The sequence below is a fragment of the Paenibacillus sp. GCM10027629 genome (assembly GCF_042676425.1).
GTDB classification, from domain to species: domain Bacteria; phylum Bacillota; class Bacilli; order Paenibacillales; family Paenibacillaceae; genus Paenibacillus_K; species Paenibacillus_K terrigena.
The window spans coordinates 1,091,619-1,109,632 of the sequence record NZ_JBHTGZ010000009.1 but is presented as its reverse complement, the minus strand read 5'-3'; the positions used below and the strand labels follow the sequence as shown (position 1 = coordinate 1,109,632).

General features: G+C 46.0%; 20 protein-coding genes. 15 read left to right on the top strand and 5 right to left on the bottom strand.

The annotated features are described in order from the left end of the window. The first annotated feature begins 150 nt into the window (after positions 1-150). The 14 genes from ACFQZR_RS14535 (at position 151) to ACFQZR_RS14470 (ending at position 12,900) form a co-directional block, all read left to right on the top strand. The gene (locus ACFQZR_RS14535) at positions 151-357 is read left to right on the top strand and encodes a helix-turn-helix domain-containing protein (RefSeq protein ID WP_379346997.1); all 207 of its coding nucleotides are present in this window, start codon (positions 151-153) and stop codon (positions 355-357) included. A 33-nt stretch (positions 358-390) separates the two neighbouring features. After that, positions 391-762, top strand: a complete 372-nt coding sequence (locus ACFQZR_RS14530; RefSeq protein WP_379346995.1) for an iron chaperone — start codon at positions 391-393, stop codon at positions 760-762. Positions 763-931: 169 nt separating this feature from the next. Beyond that, a complete protein-coding gene (locus ACFQZR_RS14525; protein WP_379348849.1) occupies positions 932-1,525 on the top strand; it encodes a YdeI/OmpD-associated family protein in 594 nt (197 codons plus the stop codon). Positions 1,526-1,974: 449 nt separating this feature from the next. Then, positions 1,975-4,974, top strand: a complete 3,000-nt coding sequence (locus tag ACFQZR_RS14520) for a family 20 glycosylhydrolase (protein WP_379346993.1) — start codon at positions 1,975-1,977, stop codon at positions 4,972-4,974. A gap of 170 nt (positions 4,975-5,144) precedes the next feature. Continuing rightward, on the top strand, positions 5,145-5,903 hold the full coding sequence (locus ACFQZR_RS14515; protein ID WP_379348848.1) for a cyclase family protein: 759 nt from the start codon (positions 5,145-5,147) through the stop codon (positions 5,901-5,903). Between the two features lie 132 nt (positions 5,904-6,035). Beyond that, positions 6,036-6,536: a DinB family protein gene (locus tag ACFQZR_RS14510; RefSeq protein WP_379346991.1), complete on the top strand. Its 501-nt coding sequence runs from the start codon at positions 6,036-6,038 to the stop codon at positions 6,534-6,536. A 549-nt stretch (positions 6,537-7,085) separates the two neighbouring features. Further along, positions 7,086-7,508 carry a DoxX family protein gene (locus ACFQZR_RS14505; RefSeq protein ID WP_379346989.1) on the top strand — a complete coding sequence of 141 codons (423 nt, stop codon included), beginning with the start codon at positions 7,086-7,088 and terminating at the stop codon, positions 7,506-7,508. 92 nt (positions 7,509-7,600) lie between these two features. Then, positions 7,601-7,945, top strand: coding sequence for a DoxX family protein (locus tag ACFQZR_RS14500; RefSeq protein WP_379346987.1), 345 nt, complete (start codon positions 7,601-7,603; stop codon positions 7,943-7,945). A 270-nt stretch (positions 7,946-8,215) separates the two neighbouring features. After that, positions 8,216-9,253, top strand: coding sequence for a multicopper oxidase domain-containing protein (locus ACFQZR_RS14495; RefSeq protein WP_379346985.1), 1,038 nt, complete (start codon positions 8,216-8,218; stop codon positions 9,251-9,253). Between the two features lie 16 nt (positions 9,254-9,269). After that, positions 9,270-10,487, top strand: coding sequence for a ZIP family metal transporter (locus tag ACFQZR_RS14490; protein ID WP_379346983.1), 1,218 nt, complete (start codon positions 9,270-9,272; stop codon positions 10,485-10,487). A gap of 35 nt (positions 10,488-10,522) precedes the next feature. Continuing rightward, positions 10,523-10,726 (top strand): twin-arginine translocase TatA/TatE family subunit, encoded by a 204-nt coding sequence (gene tatA, locus ACFQZR_RS14485; protein WP_379346981.1) that lies wholly within the window; start codon positions 10,523-10,525, stop codon positions 10,724-10,726. Positions 10,727-10,795: 69 nt separating this feature from the next. Continuing rightward, on the top strand, positions 10,796-11,101 hold the full coding sequence (locus tag ACFQZR_RS14480) for a c-type cytochrome (protein ID WP_379346979.1): 306 nt from the start codon (positions 10,796-10,798) through the stop codon (positions 11,099-11,101). A gap of 260 nt (positions 11,102-11,361) precedes the next feature. Next, positions 11,362-12,090: a YheC/YheD family protein gene (locus ACFQZR_RS14475; protein ID WP_379346977.1), complete on the top strand. Its 729-nt coding sequence runs from the start codon at positions 11,362-11,364 to the stop codon at positions 12,088-12,090. A gap of 69 nt (positions 12,091-12,159) precedes the next feature. Continuing rightward, the gene (locus ACFQZR_RS14470; RefSeq protein WP_379346975.1) at positions 12,160-12,900 is read left to right on the top strand and encodes a YheC/YheD family protein; all 741 of its coding nucleotides are present in this window, start codon (positions 12,160-12,162) and stop codon (positions 12,898-12,900) included. A gap of 196 nt (positions 12,901-13,096) precedes the next feature. On the opposite strand, the gene ACFQZR_RS14465 is transcribed toward ACFQZR_RS14470, so the two are convergent. The 5 genes from ACFQZR_RS14465 to ACFQZR_RS14445 form a co-directional block, all read right to left on the bottom strand. Further along, a complete protein-coding gene (locus tag ACFQZR_RS14465) occupies positions 13,097-14,650 on the bottom strand; it encodes an MFS transporter (RefSeq protein ID WP_379348847.1) in 1,554 nt (517 codons plus the stop codon). A 13-nt stretch (positions 14,651-14,663) separates the two neighbouring features. Next, positions 14,664-14,888, bottom strand: a complete 225-nt coding sequence (locus tag ACFQZR_RS14460; RefSeq protein WP_379346973.1) for a dihydrofolate reductase family protein — start codon at positions 14,886-14,888, stop codon at positions 14,664-14,666. Between the two features lie 19 nt (positions 14,889-14,907). After that, positions 14,908-15,702 carry an alpha/beta fold hydrolase gene (locus ACFQZR_RS14455; RefSeq protein ID WP_379346971.1) on the bottom strand — a complete coding sequence of 265 codons (795 nt, stop codon included), beginning with the start codon at positions 15,700-15,702 and terminating at the stop codon, positions 14,908-14,910. Between the two features lie 84 nt (positions 15,703-15,786). Continuing rightward, on the bottom strand, positions 15,787-16,227 hold the full coding sequence (locus tag ACFQZR_RS14450) for an SRPBCC family protein (RefSeq protein ID WP_379346969.1): 441 nt from the start codon (positions 16,225-16,227) through the stop codon (positions 15,787-15,789). 3 nt (positions 16,228-16,230) lie between these two features. Continuing rightward, complete coding sequence (locus ACFQZR_RS14445) at positions 16,231-16,734, bottom strand: MerR family transcriptional regulator (RefSeq protein ID WP_379346967.1); 504 nt, start codon at positions 16,732-16,734, stop codon at positions 16,231-16,233. 339 nt (positions 16,735-17,073) lie between these two features. Between ACFQZR_RS14445 and ACFQZR_RS14440 the strand changes: the two genes are divergently transcribed. Further along, positions 17,074-17,847: an SDR family NAD(P)-dependent oxidoreductase gene (locus tag ACFQZR_RS14440; protein WP_379346965.1), complete on the top strand. Its 774-nt coding sequence runs from the start codon at positions 17,074-17,076 to the stop codon at positions 17,845-17,847. Positions 17,848-18,014: the final 167 nt, after the last annotated feature.

Genomic DNA, 18,014 nt, shown 5'->3' with positions numbered 1-18,014 from the left:
ACATTGCAAAGATGAGGAAGGGGCAGCTACAATGGTGTTAAGAAGAACTTAAGGGGGAGTTCAGGTTACCAGCCTGAACTGGCTGTTCATACGATGACGAGCGACCCTATGGTATTGTATTACAAGTTCATATATGAGGGGGGAGAAAAGATGACATTCGGGCAAACGATTGAACAATTACGTAAGCAGCAGAATATGACGCTTCGCAAGCTTGCGGAAAAAAGCGGAATCAGTTATTCGCTCATCCAGTCCATGGTGAATGATGATAGGGTACCTACCAAGGAGGCGATTGGTTCTTTGGCTAGAGTTCTGCAGTATGATGACATAGAGGATTTGCTAAGGCTTGCTGGCTATTGAACTGAACGATATCATTTTTTTGGAGGGTACAACATGGAAGTTTTTGCAGAGTATTTAGCACGTATTGATCATCCACAACATCGGGCCCGTACGGAAGAAGTTTTGACATGGGTACATAAAAATTTTCCGAATTTAATGCCAAAAATTGCGTGGAATCAGCCTATGTTTACCGATCACGACACATTTATCATTGGCTTTAGTGTAGCCAAACCTCATTTGGCTGTTGCCCCGGAGAGGGTGGGGATTACTCATTTTTCTGATGAAATTGTGCAGGCTGGATATGATCACTCCAAGGAGTTAGTGCGTATTCGGTGGGATCGTCCAGTTGATTTCACATTACTTGAGAAAATGATCGAGTTTAATATTTTGGATAAGGCAGACTGTTCAACATTTTGGCGGAAATAAAAAAACCATCCTTAATGGACGTACGAGAAGCAGACCTTCCTGTTATCTCACTTATTCATGAAATTGATCAGTACCGTAGCTCAAATCAACGAAACCTGGGAAAATATAACAAGTCGATTATAATGAGATACAAATGAATGATAGTAAAATAGCAGAGGGGCGTTCCTTGATGATAAAAGGTGAAAGGAATTCTAAGATTGATCCCTATTTTAACAAGCTTAAGAAGTGGAAGGAAGAATTCGAGCTGCTCCGAGAAATCGTTCTTGACTGCGGGCTGACCGAGGATTTTAAGTGGATGCATCCTTGTTACACGTTTGACGATAAAAACATCGTTCTGATCCATGGGTTTAAGGATTATTGCGCGCTATTGTTTCACAAAGGTGCGTTGTTAAAAGATCCCCACGGGATCCTCATCCAACAAACGGAGAATGTGCAAGCGGCGCGCCAGATTCGGTTCACCAACGTGCAAGAAATAGATGAGATGCAGCTTATCTTGACTGATTATATTGATGAAGCCATTGAAGTTGAGAAAGCCGGTTTGCAAGTGAAATTAAAAAAGAATACGGAATACATCATGCCTGAAGAATTACAAAATAAATTCGTTGAAATCCCCGGCTTGAAATCGGCTTTCGAAGCCTTGACGCCGGGACGGCAAAGAGCGTACATTCTGCATTTTTCAGCACCCAAACAATTCAAAACGCGAGAGTCAAGGGTTGAAAAATATATCCCGCAAATCCTCGACGGAAAGGGATTAAATGATTAGTATATGCTATGGAGCCGCGGAAATCGCGGTTTTTTTATGTTTATGGCGAACTTGAGCATCACCAGCAAGAATGATTAAATGAATCTGCAAAGAATGAAATATTGTAGGAACATTTGTCGATACTATTGCTTAAGAATCGCCTATCCCTTATTTTAGGGGAAGGGAACGTTAAAACATATTGAGTAACCATCAAAATCAGGCGTGTAACTAGCGTTGCTAGGCATGAGCTTAAAGAGATGCTTCTTTAGGCTTGTGCCTTTTTGCGTGTTCAAACGTTCTCTAGCTGTAAGAATTTCTCGGGAAGGAGAGATGGGCGAGTGGCATAGCTGTCATATAAGTAATGCAAAATATTAATTCTGAATTGAGAAGGTAGTAAACGCTTTAGTTAATTAAATGGGTGCCTGCACTTCCGAATTACTCGTCTAAAACATAGAAGAGGTGAAATAAGGTTGAAAAAATTATTGATAAAAAAAGCAGTTTCTACAGCCTTAACCTTACTTATATCACTACAAATGATCAGCTCATTTCCTGATATGGCGAACGCCGCAACAGCTCAGCCTTCGATATTACCCAAGCCTGTAAGTTACACAGCTGGAACAGGGCAATTTCTTTTAACACAATCCACTTCGATCTTTGTAGCTGGTAACAATGCAGTGGAAACAGATGAATTATATAAGAATGGACAAATGCTCGCCAATAAACTGAATAAATCAACCGGATATCAGATCAGCGTCATAAAATCAAACAATCCTATTGCCGGTAGTATTGTTCTAACGACAATAGGTGGAGATGCTGACCAAGGAAGTGAGGGTTATAAGTTGATCACGACTTCCGATCAAGTTACCCTAACTGCTAATAAACCGGAAGGTGTCTTTAGAGGGATTCAAACCTTATTACAACTCTTGCCGGCAGATATTGAAAAGAGCACCGTTGTTCCTGGTGTACAATGGGTGATCCCGAGTTCCAATATCAGTGACAAGCCTGCATACGAATATCGTGGACTCATGATGGATGTGGCACGACACTTCTTTACCGTGGATCAAGTAAAACGTCAGATCGATCAGGCATCGCAGTATAAGATCAACAAGTTTCATATGCATTTGTCTGATGATCAAGGTTGGCGAATTGAAATTAAATCTAGACCTGCTCTCATAGAGATTGGAAGCAAAGGGCAGGTTGGCGGTGGTCCTGGCGGATATTATACGCAGGAGCAGTTCAAAGAAATCGTCAATTATGCGGCTGAACGCTATATTGAAGTCATTCCAGAAATCGATATGCCTGGTCATACGAATGCGGCGCTAGCTTCCTATGGAGAATTAAATCCGGATGGGCAAAAAAAGGCGATGCGCACCGATATTGCTGTAGGGTATAGCACGCTCATGGCTCGCTCTGAGGTAACCTATCAGTTTGTTGATGATGTCATTCGCGAGCTTGCTGCGATATCACCTTCACCTTATATTCATATTGGGGGAGACGAATCTGACGCAACTTCAGCGTCTGATTACGATTATTTTGTTGGCAGAGTGACGACGATTGCTAAAAATTATGGCAAGAAAGCAGTTGGATGGGACCCTTCAGATACTTCTAGCGGAGCAACGAGCGACTCAATTCTGCAGAACTGGCATTGCAACGCTTCAACGGGAACTGCAGCGAAGGCAAAAGGGATGAAGGTGATCGTATCTCCGGCAAATGCTTATCTAGACATGAAGTACTACAGTAATACGCCAATTGGCTTATCTTGGAGAGGATTAGTCAGTACCAACAAAGCGTATGCATGGAACCCAACGGATTGTATATCGGGAGCCAATATTTATGGCGTTGAAAGTACCCTATGGTCAGAAACGCTTGAGACATCAGATCATTTGGATTACATGCTCTATCCACGATTAATCGCGAATGCTGAAGTCGGCTGGACTGCTCAGAGCAATCGTAACTGGGATGATTTTAAAGGAAGGCTGATTGATCACACTTCAAGATTGCAAAATAAAGGCATCAAATATTTCGCTGATCCGATCGTATGGGAGCCTCCGTTCGTCCCTATTCATTCCGAGTGGAAGATGGATGAAGGAAAAGGAACCACCTTGGTCGATACGTCCGGCTATAAGAATGGAACGTTAGTCGGCGGGGCGACGTGGACAACAGGCAAGTTCGGAAATGGAATCAAGTTCGATGGAAGCTCCGGTTACATCACTTTAGGCGGCGAAGATATAACAGGAAACTGGACGGCAGGCGTGTGGGTCTACGGTCAGCCAAATACAACGGGTAATGAGGCACTTCTAAGCGGCGCGACTTCAGCCATAAAAATCAACCAATATAATAAAACAGGTAAAGTTGGGGTTACCGTCTACGGTTCTAAAGATCATATTTACAATTATAGTATCCCTTCCAACCAATGGACTCATCTGACTTTTGTAGGCACCAGCACCGGAACTGCTCTTTATGTAAATGGTGTACTAAAAGAAACGATCAACGCTAAAGTGAATGGTCCAATGGCGATAGTCGGCGCAGAAGTATCTGGAGGTTCTAGAACTTCCTATTTCAAAGGCAGTCTGGATGAATTGAAAATATTCAACAAGGCTCTTAGCGCAAGCGAAATCGTTGAATTGGCCAAAGCAACCAGAGATCCGAATGCCGTATTAACCGGTCCTCAGACGGCGAATTCCGGCCAATCCTTCGATCAGACGATGGGATTAAGCGACGTAACCCCAAGCGTATTCCAGCAAGTGTATGGCCAAGATCTGACGCTGAACTATGATCCGGCGAAATTGACTTTCGAATCTGCCCAATCGGTTAGAGACGGATTTCAAATTATCGATCAGAAGGAGGCTGAGCCTGGAAAAGTCCGCATTATCGCTGCCAGTGTAGGGGTAAATCAGGGCGTGCTTCCTCAAGGCGATTTGGTGAAATTCAAATTTAAGGTTAAGCCGGTAACCCAGGCAACGAATACGTCTGTATCTGTAGGCAGTGTTGTGATTGCTAACGGACAAGGGGATGAACTTCAGATTAGCGGTGCATCGCGCGATATCCAATTAAGCATCCCAGCAGTAGATAAATCATTGTTGAACGCTCTGATCGCAAGCACGCTTGCCAAGTATAATGCTGCAGTGGAAGGAAATGAGGACAAACTGTATGCGATTGGCTCCAAAGCGCAATTGCGTACTTCCCTTGATGCGGCCCAAGCGATAGCGAACGATCCGAATGCTACTCAGCAGCAGGTAGATAGTGCGAAATCCGCATTGGATGAGGCCGTTCGTGTGTTTGAAAGCAAGAAAATATCCGCAGACGTCAATGGAGATGGAAAGATATCGATCGGAGACTTGGCTATTATTGCAAGTGCCTATGGTACGGAGCAAGGTCAAGCAAGGTGGAATGAGAAAGCGGATGTGAATCATGACGGTAAAGTGGAAATAATAGACCTTACCATCGTAGCTAAAGCGATCTTGCAATAATACACACTACACAGTGTTGAATCGAAGGTTAGATTGTATGATGATTGTTACGAAATGTTGGATTGATCGATAATGAAACGGGGAGAGCTAATGTTCTCCCCGTCACTATTTCAGTTGGGGCAATTTGGTATAATGACATGAAGCAGGAGACATGGGAAGGGGAATACATGATGAAGCTTATTGACTTGAGCGTGCCAATTAGTCCGCGTATCCGCGAGCCGCTGCCGGCAAAGATCGAGTATGCGACCCATGAAGACGGGGCGCTGCAAGCGGCGATGGCACTTGGCCTCAAGCAGGAGGATTTTCCGGAAGGCAAGGCATGGGCGACGGAAACGGTGACGCTGAATACGCATGCAGGTACTCATATCGACGCACCGTGGCATTACTGGCCGACTTCGGAAGGCAAACAGGCAAGAACGATTGACGAACTGCCGCTAGAATGGTTTTATTCCGATGGCGTGTTGCTCGATTTCAGCGCGAAGCCGCCGGGGTACGAGATTACGACGGATGACCTGATCGCCGAACTGAAACGGATCGCGTATACGCTGAAACCGCTCGATATCGTTCTCATCCGGAGCGATGCGGACAAACGGCTGTACCACGAACATTATGCGTTCCTTCATGCCGGGGTATCGGCCGACGCTACACTGTGGCTTCTGGACCAAGGCGTCAAGGTAGTTGGTACTGACGGCTGGGGCTGGGATATTCCGCTCAACCTACAGGCCGAAGCATATAAAAAGCAGCCGAGGGAAGGCGTTCTGTGGGCAGCGCATTATGTCGGTAAAGACCGGGAATATTGCCAGATCGAAAAGCTGGCTAATTTGGAGAAAATTCCGAAGCCGCATGGCTTCAAAGTCTGCTGCTTCCCGATCAAAGTAGAAATGGCGAGTGCTGGCTGGGCCCGTCCGGTCGCAATTGTGGAGGAATAAGACGGCAAAAATATAGGCGTATCATCGGGTAGTAGCGTATAACTTACCCATCGGTAATCAAGATCGGTTAAGAGAGCTTTCCAATAGACTGGAATATATAGTATGCTAAACCATATGAGAGGAGATGAATTTATGGTCAAACAACTGATCGTCGGCGACGCAACGCATGAACTGGCAACTACGCGCCGCATTCTGGAACGCTTGCCTGAAGAGCATATGTCGTGGAAGCCGCACGAGAAATCGATGAGTCTCGGCGGGCTGGTCACGCACCTGATCAACCTGCTGAACTGGCAAATCGCGATTTTTCAGTACTCGGAGTTCGATCTTTCGACCGTACCGCAGCGGCGGGAGGCTTTGGAAAAACGCGCTGACGTTCTAGAGGAGTTCGACGCGAACGTCGGCAAGTTTGAACAGTTGCTCGCAGAATGCGACGAGAAAACGCTCGGCGAGGAATGGACGCTGCGCCACGGCGACCATATCATTCTCCGCCAGCCGCGGGCGATCGCGCTCCGCACCTTCGGATTAAGCCACATGGTCCACCACCGGGCGCAGCTCGGGGTATACTTGCGGCTTCTCGATATTCCGGTGCCGAGCATGTACGGTCCCTCGGCCGATGAGAGTCCAATGAACTAAGTTTCTCGATCCGATACGCGCCAAACAGTCGCAGAGTACCGGCATAACCGCCGGTACTCTGCGACTGTTTTTATTTGAGAAGTGGCGTAAACGTTGTGAACCACGAAGGAGCACATAGAATAACAATCGTTCGCCTGGGCAAAGTATTTGGACTTAAGTTCGAATACTTTTTTATTTTTCGTTGGAAGAAACGTAAAATGCTCGATTATCTCGTCCAGGCCCCATTTCCGCTTCACATGATCCCTCCGCAATCTTTTGAACTCAGTATATGTAAACTCTATTTTACTTTTTGAATTCATTCGCTATATGAAAGTTATTTAGAACCGACTGAGATTAAATACCCAACAAAACTGAGTCATGATCATAAATCTTCAGTATTATCGCACCGAGGTTTTTTAAGATGTTGAGTTTAAAAAATGTTGTTGACAGGACACCGAATGGTGTCATATAATCAAATCGACACTAAAAGGTGTCCAATTAGGAGTAAGTCATTTGGAAAGTTTGCAACCTGATTAAGCTTCACTAGAAACAATTATGAGGAGGAAAAAAATGAGTAAAATTATCGGTGTGGAAACAATCGCGAAAGTAGACATCCAGTCTAGAGGAAAAATGATTACTTATTGGACTGCCACATTACTACTCGCAGCAGCTGTTATGTTAAGTGGTATTGGGCAACTGATGCAATTTGGAGGAAACATCGAGCTAGTGACGAATCTTGGTTACCCATTATACGTCATGACCATTCTCGGGATTTGGAAAGTGCTCGGATCCATCGCTCTCGTCGTGCCAGGTTACCCTCGGCTTAAAGAATGGGTTCACGCTGGTATCTTCTTTTTAATGACTGGTGCGGCTTTATCTCATGCGTTTGCTAACGATTATGGTGATAACGGGTTTAATTTTATCCTTCCGCTTTCCTATGCTGCACTAAATATCGCCTCGTGGGCGCTACGTCCGAAGAGCCGCAAACTTTAAATTTCTACTAAAAAACGCGATTGCAGATCCAACTAGGCGCCAACTGATTTTAAGTCGTTGGTCTAATTGAAAAGGAAAGGAAGGAGAACCTTATGATTATCATTTCGGTTATTTTACAAAGTTTTCTGCTCGTCTCCATGGCCTTTGGTGGCGGAAGCAAGCTGGCTGGTGCGAAAAATTTTGTTGAAATGTTCGAGTCTCTTAAACTACCGCAATGGTTTCGAGTTATTACAGGGCTCGTTCAACTTGCCGGGGCAGTAGGTCTTGTCATCGGATACTGGTATCCGACAGCGGCCGCATGGGCAGGCATTTGGATTGGTATCACGATGCTGGTCGCATGCCTTTCACATTTCAGAGTCAAGCATCCTGTTGCACAAGCAGTTCCGGCCTTTGTGATTACTTTGATTGCATCCACTCTGGTAGTCGTGCATGCATAATGCCTCATCCTTTTATATTATAAAGGTGGATCTTGAGCATAGTTCAAGCCGCAGATGCATCGATGTCTGCGGCTTATTTTAGGTTCAAAATGAGACAAATTTTGCACCAATGAAACTTTTATGCCTAAGAACAAAAAAATAGCTTTACAGCAAATTCTCTTGGGCTTATAATCAGAAACAAATATGAGATAGATGCCCCTTTTTTTGGACAAAAAGTTTCCCTAGGTAAAGAAAGTTGTATTTTGCAAACATTGATTCATAAGGAGGAATATGATGGTCAAGCGTAATAATCAAGTCTCCCGTCGAAGCTTCTTAAAGACAGGAGCAGCAGGGGCTGCTGCGTTGATTGGTGGCGCGCTGCTTAATCCAGGTTCTTTGTTAGGGGGCATCATTAGTGCGGAATCCCATGATGCACATGTAACGAAGAGCCAAGGGTCACACGGGATGCAGCACGGGTACGACCCCGGAACGGAAGTAACGGAGGGGCTAAAGATGGCGCAAGCCGCACTATCGAATTTCGACTACGGAAAAGTCAGCAAACGCGCAGACGGCAAGACAGTCCGTGAGTATGAAATGACGGCGCTGGAGAAGGAAATCGAGATTATGAAAGGGATTAAATATCCGGGTTGGACCTATAACGGAACGATCCCGGGACCTACAATCCGCTGTATAGAAGGAGACATTGTCAAAATTAAATTCAGCAATGCGACTTCGCATCCACATTCGATTCATTTTCACGGCATTCATCCGACGAATATGGACGGATTGGAGCCAATTCCTCCTGGTGGTACATTTACCTACGAATTTGAGGCCAAACCAGCTGGAATGATGGTCTATCATTGTCACGTACAACCATTCAGGAAACACATCGAGAAAGGAATGTATGGCAATTTCATCATTGACCCGAAGATCCCTCGTGCACCGGCACAAGAATTCTCAATGGTTATGAATGGATTCGATATTGATTTTGATGGGGGAAACGAAGTTTATGCTGTGAATACCTATGCTTTTGCTTTTATGCAAGAGCCAATCAAGGTTAGATCAGGAAAATTGGTTCGAATTTATCTAAGCAACTTCCTGGAGTTCGATCTTATTAACTCGTTCCACCTGCATGCAGCATTTTTCAATTATTATGCAACGGGAGCAGATCCCGAAGCGCGTCCTTACTATACGGACACCATTTCACAAATGCAAGGTGAGAGAGGTATTGTCGAGATCGTATTTCCAGCCCCGGGTAAATATATGTTTCACGCCCATGTAAGCGAATTCACTGAGTTAGGCTGGATTGGTTTCTTTGAAGCGGAATAGAGGGGAGTGTCGGTAGATGAGTCAGTTGCCAACTAATGTTCGCGCAGCGCAAGGAAAAGAAAAAAAGCGTAGCATGCTGCTATGGGGTATTCTCCCAATCGTACTGCTCGTGGGGATGATTGCGGCTATTATGACGCTTGGAACAGGGATTCGCCAGGATTCGCCTGTGCCAATCGAAAGTCTCAATGTTGAAAAAACGGTATTATCTCGTGACGGCATCACATTGAATGTACTGAACTCGGGGCCGCAGGAGCTTACCATCGCACAGATCATGATCGATGATGCCTATTGGAATTTCAATATGGAACCAAGTACGACGATTCCCCGGATGGGTCAGGCCACCGTCAAGACCCCTTATCCTTGGGTAGAAGGCGATGCGCATGAAATTCGTATGGTCACGACGAACAGTGTCATATTCGCGCAAGAGATCGCTGTAGCATTTGAGACGCCTGTGCTGAGCGGCGATCGAATATGGAAATACGCAATGATCGGGACCTATGTCGGTGTTGTTCCAGTTGCACTCGGACTATTATGGTACCCGTTAATGCGTCGGTTTTCGGTGCGCGGCATGCATGCCGTACTCGCCTTCACGATTGGACTGTTGTTCTTTCTGGTCATTGATACGCTCGATGAAGGTCTGGAATTCGCGGCACAGGCTCCAACGCTTTTCCAAGGTACAGCTCTGGTCTGGTTCGGTGCATTTCTCAGCTTCCTGCTCTTGGCAACAATTGATCAAGCAAATCGACACAAGAAACCACGAGATGGATCCACAGAAGGAAAATCGCTCGCCTTTAAACTGGCTGCAGGGATCGGACTGCACAATTTTGGTGAAGGATTGGCGATCGGTACAGCTTTCGCTGTAGGAGAGGCGGCGCTAGGAACCTTCTTAGTGATCGGGTTTACCCTTCATAATATTACGGAAGGCATCGGAATCGCAGCTCCATTGACCAAAGGACACCCGACTTGGCTAACCTTCGTGAAGCTCGCTATCATCGGCGGGGGACCTGCTATCTTAGGTGTATGGACGGGAGGTTTAATCCTCAATAACACGCTTGCGGCGCTGTTCTTCGGTATTGGTGCCGGCGCAATTATACAAGTCATTTATGTCATTACGAGAATGATCATGAAGGAGTCTGCTCAGCACCAATATTCCTTGTTCTCATGGAGGAACTTCAGCAGCGTTGCCTTAGGCATTGTCCTTATGTACGCGACAGCTCTACTAGTTACGACTTAACGGGAACTTAGAGAAGAAATGGAGATGAGTGTTCGATGCCCAATATTGGCGTAACTGGATTTATCCTGATTATTCTTGTTGCACTTCTTCTGTTCGGCCCTTCGAAATTACCGCAATTGGGCCGGGCGATCGGGACGACCTTAAGAGAGTTTAGAGCAGGAGCAAGAGATCTGCTACAGCAAGGGGAAGATGACCAGAATGAACCAAGGAAATCGAAGAAAGACACAGAACAGAAATAGAGGTCTATCGGTGGTTGCAAGATGATAATCTTACGAAGACATGATGTTATACTTCTGCTTGCAATTATCATGATGATTGTCGCGGGGTGCGTGACTAAACCTTCTGACGGAGGCGATTCAATTTCTTCGGGTGCTGCGATCAGTACGGATAAAGCGATCGCATTATATCAAGCCAACTGCCTCGCCTGTCATGCTTCAGACTTGCGAGGCAAAGTTGGACCGAACCTGCGTGAAGTAGGTGATAGACTGCAAAAATCACAAATTGCCGAACAGATTCACGAAGGCGGAAAGGGCATGCCTTCCTTTGAATCGAGGCTAAATGAAAAAGAAATCGATACACTAGCAAAATGGCTTGAATCGCATAAGAAGGAGTAGGCATTAAAGATCTTCTATTGTCTATACAAGTCCGTGCAATTGCCGATTTTCCACAGGGAAATCGGCTTTATCTATTTTGCCATTCAATTTTTAAACCGTATTTCTTATTTGCTTCCTTGCCGGTTATTGAGTCTTCATTAGAGGGCTACGCCCCAGCGTGGATGGTCAATTGTTGAAAGTTTAGATGTTTGTCTATAGCAGTAGAGATATTTATGAATATGCTCTTTATATCTGGAACCTAACAAGAGAAGAGGATTTCAATGACCATTGGAAAAATGAAGAAGCATAAGGAAATGATCCGGAACCCTATATTGCGTCCACATTTGCCTGAAACTCACTGGATGACGAATTCAAGGACCTTAAGAATGCTCCAAACCTATTCATCTGTCTTTATAAAACCCAATCACGGGAGCGGTGGTAACGGAATCATTCGTGTCAAGAGATTGGGAAAGGGATATGAGGTTCGCTCTGGCTCAAGTATGAAGATTGCGGGACATTCCTCTGTCTTAAAAGCGATTCGCTCGTACCGGAAATCAAAGCATCGGTATTTGGTACAGAAAGGCCTACGATTAGAGAAGTATCATGGAGTAATTTTTGATATCCGAGTATACCTGCAGAAGCCAAAACACAAATGGGAGATTTCGGGTATGGCCGCCCGTGTTGCCGCCCCACATAAATTTGTGACCAATTATCATAAAGGGGGCCATGCAGAACCTTTGCAAAAGGTACTCATAAGTGTTTTTCAGAATAACCAATCCAAAGTGGACGCCTGTTATCGCAAAATAGAAGAACTATCCATTGTCATAGCTAAAACAGTTAATAAATGGCATTCGATTCATGAATTAGGGGTTGATCTCGCCTTAGACAAGAAAGGCCGCATATGGATCATTGAAGCTAATTCACGTCCGGGCCATATGTTATTTACTCAACTCTCCGATCAAACAATGATCAGAACCATTATGGAAAACAAACGATCCATCGGGATCTAAGCTCCAAATAAGCGGTTGTTGGATGGTCTAAAAAGACTGGGTTTAACCATTCGAGAAAGGTGGAGTACTGTGGGAACATTAGCAAAAAATAAATATAAGAAATATTTGTTTATGAAAAGGAGTGCCTCCCTAGCGCCATACCTGCCGGAAACCAGGAAGATGAGTCGTGAATCCTTGTGGAGCCTTGTGGACAAATATGGGCACGTCATAGTTAAGCCGGTTTGGGGGAGCCGTGGACGGGGTGTCATTCAGGTCTCCGATTTGGGGAATGACAACTACGCCATACATTACGAGAATATAGAAACGATGAAATCGGGAAAAGAGGATACCTATCAATATATCAAAATGAAAATCGGGGATGACTCTTATATGGTACAAGAGAGAATAACTCGTCCGACCATAAATAATCGCCCCTTTGATATGAGAGTTATCGTTCAACGGAAAAAATATTCATCCAGATGGGTAGTCACGGGAAGGGTGATCAAGGTTGCGGGCAAAAATTATATTGTTTCCAATAATACGCGGAGTAATGGAAAACTGCTTAGGTTTAAAAAGGGTATCAAGCGTTCATCCATTAGTCACTTGTCTGTTACCGCATTAAAATCCCGAATAGATAAGGTTTCGCTTCGCTCCGCGAAAAGATTAAAAGTATTGTTCCCTGGACACCGTATTTATGGCCTGGACGTTGCAACAGATCGGCATGGGCGTGTTTTCATTATTGAAGCCAACCTATATCCGGCAATGTCCCATTTTCTTAAGCTGAAGGCTAGGAAGATGTATCGCCGAATACTTAGGTATAAAAGAAGTTAGTATATACGCGACCACCGCCTTTTGAACAATGATTTAACCCAGTCTATATTCAACTATTTTTGTTTCCGAATAACCTCAAGCGTCTTCCTGGTGGTGTGTTTGGTTGATTAAAAGGAAATAAGCCGACCAAAACTGTATTGTTCCAGTTTTGGTCGGCTTTTTTGATGCTCTTACTTAAACATGACTTGCAGTGCAACTAACTTGATTCTTTGGCAGCGCCGGGTACTGCTTCTGGAATATTACCGGATTGGCTAGACTGAGTCTCTCCGATTGGTCGTAGGTGCCGAAGTCGAGTAACGACAAGGACGATGATAACCAGCATGATTGTACCACTGGCTGCAGCAACGGCGTGCATCCCACTCGTAAAGGCTTCGCGGGCCCCCGTGAGCAGTGCCTTGCCGACTTGTTCGGAGAGGCCTTCCGCTATAGTTGAGGCACCAGCCAAGCTGTCGCGGGATGCTTGAACCGCGGAAGCCGGCAAGTCGGCGGGAATAGAGTTCGCCACCTGGTTGCGGTAAACGATCGTGCCGATGCTGCCCAAGACTGCGATGCCCAGCGCGAAAGCGAATTCGCCGCTGGTTTGCAGCATGGACGCCGCCGATCCTGCCTTCTCTGGCGGGGCTGAGCCGATAATAAGGTCGCTGGATAAACTCGGGAGAGGGGCTGCACCTATACTGAAGCAGATGTACCCGAGCACCATAAACGTAAGACCTGACTCAACTCCCACCTGGGTTAGCAGAAAACAGCCCGCGGTCGATATCAATAGTCCCGTTCCGATAAGACGGGCCGGTCGGATCCGGCGTGCGATTAGCGGTGAGAAAAACATACCGACCATCGAGGCAATTACTCCAGGGAGCATATACAACCCTGCCTGAAGTGGCGACATTCCTTGCACGAATTGGAGGTACTGCGCGATGAAGAGCATGGTCGCTCCTGTCAGTGTAATACCGAACATGGCCCCCAGTGCAGTGCTGAATCCGGGACTCGCAAGCAGGCGTAAATCGAGTAGGGGACTCGTAAGCCTGCGCTGCCGCGACACAAACACCGTGCCTAGGACGACACCCGTTAGTATTAACAGCGCAGGCACCATCTGCAGACCGTACTTGGCGATTTCCTTGAGGCCGTATATGATCGGCAGGATGGCGCCTAGAGATAAAGCAACACTGGTCAAATCCAGCCGACCGGATTCGGGGTGCCGGTATTCAGGCAGCAACATGGGTCCGGTTATTAGTAGAAGCAACATGACCGGCACACCTAGAAGGAACACCGAGCCCCACCAGAAGTGATCTAGCATGATACCTCCAACCACAGGCCCGAGCGCCATCCCGCCCATAGAGCACGTTAACCATATTCCGATGGCAAGGGAGCGCTGCTTATGGTCACGGAACATGTTGCTAATCAAGGCTAGAGTAGAAGGCGATACAGTCGCTCCGGCTATACCGAGTATTGCGCGGGCCGCAATGAGCATCTCAGCGCTTCGGGAGAATGCAGCCAAAATCGAGGCTATCATGAATGCACTCCCGCCGATCAACAGCAGTTTGCGGCGGCCGATCCGATCTCCCAGCGTCCCCATGGTGATCAAGAACCCGGCGAGCATGAATCCGTAGATGTCGATGATCCACAACTGCTGAGCGCTATCGGCGCCGAGGTCGGCACCAATGTGCGGCAGTGCGAGAATCATTACCGAGAGATCAATCGAGACAAGAAGGGCGGGTAAGGCCAGTACCGCGAGCCCGATCCATTCACGCATACCGGCCATCATCTCATTTCCATGCAAGGCGTTCTTCATTGCCCTCACCCCGTCTCACTCCGTAGACAAGCCCTACGACTCCAGAACTAAACGTTTTGGTCTCTACAAGTTTAAGATCGATTCTGTCCTTGATATTTTTAAACAGAGGTTTTCCTCCCCCAACAACAATTGGATTGACATTAATCCGGTATTCATCAATCAAGCATAGCTGCAAAAAGAGTAAAATGATTTTTCTCATTGCTATAGTCTCCTTTAATTTACATGGAGAAAAAATCAGTCAAAACGGGAGCGAGGTAATCCGGAGCCACGTTATGATCTTGACCTTCCAGAATGTGGCGCTTTGCATTGGGGAGTCTGTCCACGAGCGCTTTCACCGCATTTTGCTGGTACTCAGGACTTGTCCCTCCACCCACCACGAGCGTAGGCATCGAGACGGAAGACCACCGCTCGGTTGGCAATGGGTTGCCCGACATGGTGTCACCCATGATGGTGCCATCATAGACCAATGTGTGCGCTACATCTTCCATCGCCGGCCAGAATGGCGCGCTTCGCATCGGAGCAACGAAATCGGCAGGCACGCCTGCTGCCTTCGTCAAGAAATGCTCGACTGCGTCGCCTCTGCGGCCCGACGTTGTCAGCTCTTTGAGCTGCTCTAAGTAACCCTTCGGCAGCGGAGGACGCGTATTGTCAACGACGAACGGTGGCTCGTACAATACCAGCTTCGCGATAGCAAGCTTGCGAGCCGCTTCGAGGCCAAGGACTCCACCGGAAGACATACCGAATACGAATGCCGATCCGCCAGCCTCGTTGATGAGAGCTTCGATATCTTCGACTTCGCGCTCAATCGCGTACGGCGAAGTGTCACCGCTATCCCCTCGACCCCGACGATCGTAGTTGAACACGGTATAGTGGGGTGACAGAAGCGAAGCAAGTTGCTTCATCATCGGATCCGAGCGAGTTTGAAATGCAGCGCATACCAGGATGATCGCCGGTCCATTCCCGGATTTATCAAATGCAATGGCGGTTCCGTCTTTCGAAATTACTTTTTTCATTGAATTTTCCTCCTGTGATTTGGGAATTAAGTCCAATCAGTGACTCTAAACGTACGATTTTTTCCGTTTCGTGAGGTGACCCCTTCATTCGTTCTGCAGCTCCAAGCCCAGCTTATCTAAAATAAATTTTGTGCCGTGCTCGCGTTGTTCTGGTTTATCGTGACCATCGAAGAAAGCTCCTTGTTCGGTGTAGATGAGTTGAGTGCCGTTGCCCAATCGCTTTATTTCTACCGTTGTCACGGAGACTGACATCCGAGTCTCTCCTTGATCCAAGGTGTAAGTATAAACGATGCGACTGTCCTGAACGATCTCATGGTAGCAAGCGTCGAAAGTGTAAAACGGACCGTTCGGCGGGCCGCCGCGGTTGATCTCTCGACCACCAACCCGGAAGTCGAACTCATCGGCTTTCGGGAACCACCGGGCTTTGGCCGACGGGTCCGACCAGGCGGAGAATACCCGCTCGGGCGATGCATTATAATTTCTCTCGATAACAAAGGTAGAGTACTCTACAGATCGTTCATTCATGGTTTATTTTGTCCTCCCTTGGGAAGCGTCATCTGGATGTCCGCCAAGATAATCGCCAAGTCGGTCGAGATGGGATTCCCAGCTCGCTTCCTGCACGGCAAAATATTTATGATGGCTCTTCCTCATGGCGCTCAATAGTTTAGTGAATTCTTGAACAGTCAACGGTTCTTTTCTCTGCATTAGGCTTGTTACATGCTCTAATTCCTGTAAAAGTTTTTGTTGTAAGCTTATACTTTCCTTTAGACGCTCAATTTGAAGAGAAACAATGTCGAACAGGCTGAAATGATTGCCGGCAATAACAGATTTGACCCGATCCAACGACAAGCCGAGCTCCTTCAATGACAGAATTTGCTGTAGGCGTGCAATATCGGATTCGGTATAGATCCTGTGTCCGGATTCGGTATGACCGGATGGCGAGTACAAATCGATCTGGTCGTAGTATCGCAATGTTCGAACCGTTAATCCCGCTAATTTCGCAAGTTCTCCAACTTTCCACTCCCGTTTCATGATCAGCCCCTTTTTTCGCGCGAGGTTTTTACCGGTATCCAAATCATAAGACATTCCGTTACGTAAGTTTCAAGTGCAAAATGAAATTTTTATATTTATGTATGAAAATAGGGGGTTTTTCTTGAGGGACTTGGAACAAAACTGAAAATAAACAGCTTCAGCTCATCCATCCCAAGGTACCAGTGCTGATCTCGCGGCTTGCTAATGCGAGTACTTCATATGAAATTGATTCAAGTATTTTTTATAGGTAGAATTAAAGGAAGAAATGAGTTGCTAATCACAAAAATCACTTTCGACTATGTCGTATATCGTGTTATTTAAAACTAGGAGGTTGCAGGTATGGATTTAAAGTTATCTGGAAAAAAAGCACTTGTTATTGGAGGAAGCCGTGGCATTGGTAAAGCGATTGCCCGCCAAATGGCTCTGGAAGGTGTAGACTGTACGATTTGTTCAAGAAACGAATCCTCACTAAAAATCGCTGCAGAGGAATTGGCTCAGGAAACAAAAAGAAATATCTATCCGATTGTAGCAGATACCACGAATCCTGACTCTATCCTAAAATTAGTTGAAAAATCAGTTGCGGCGATGGGGAGTATTGATATTCTAATCAACAGCGGGGCTCGTGTTGGCGGCCAGGAGCCAGAGGATTTTAACAGCATTAAAGATGAACTAATTCTGAAAGATTTTGAAGAAAAGTATTTGGGCTATTTTCGAAGTATCCGTGCTGTAGCACCTTATATGATAAAAAATAATTGGGGACGTATCATTAATATAAGTGGTTTAGCTGCAAGAATAGGTGGGAGTTATTTTAGTTCCGGTCCGCGTAATGCATCTGTTGTCCATTTAACAAAATCCGCATCAATGGAATTAGGAAAGCACGGAATTACCGTAAATGCGGTTTATCCAGGTATTGTAAGTACAGAAGCATTTAGAGAACGGGTTACTGATGAGGATGCTTTACGCCAGTTAGAGGCAATGAATTCACTCGGTCGCTTGATTACAGCGGAGGAAATTGCCAATGTCGTTACCTTCCTGGCTTCACCTTTATCGGCATCGATTAGCGGCGATGTCATTTCGGTAACCGGCGGCATTGGAAATTCCGTTTATTACTAAAAAGTTAGTACGATACTGTTAACTGTTACGCAGATTATCAATAAGCGAGATATCAAAAAAGAACCTGATAGCTTTATCAGGTTCTTTCATATTGCATATAAACAGACACGATGATATAATCGGATTACGTCTGAACTTGGTTGTGTTGACATAAGTATCTTATCTTA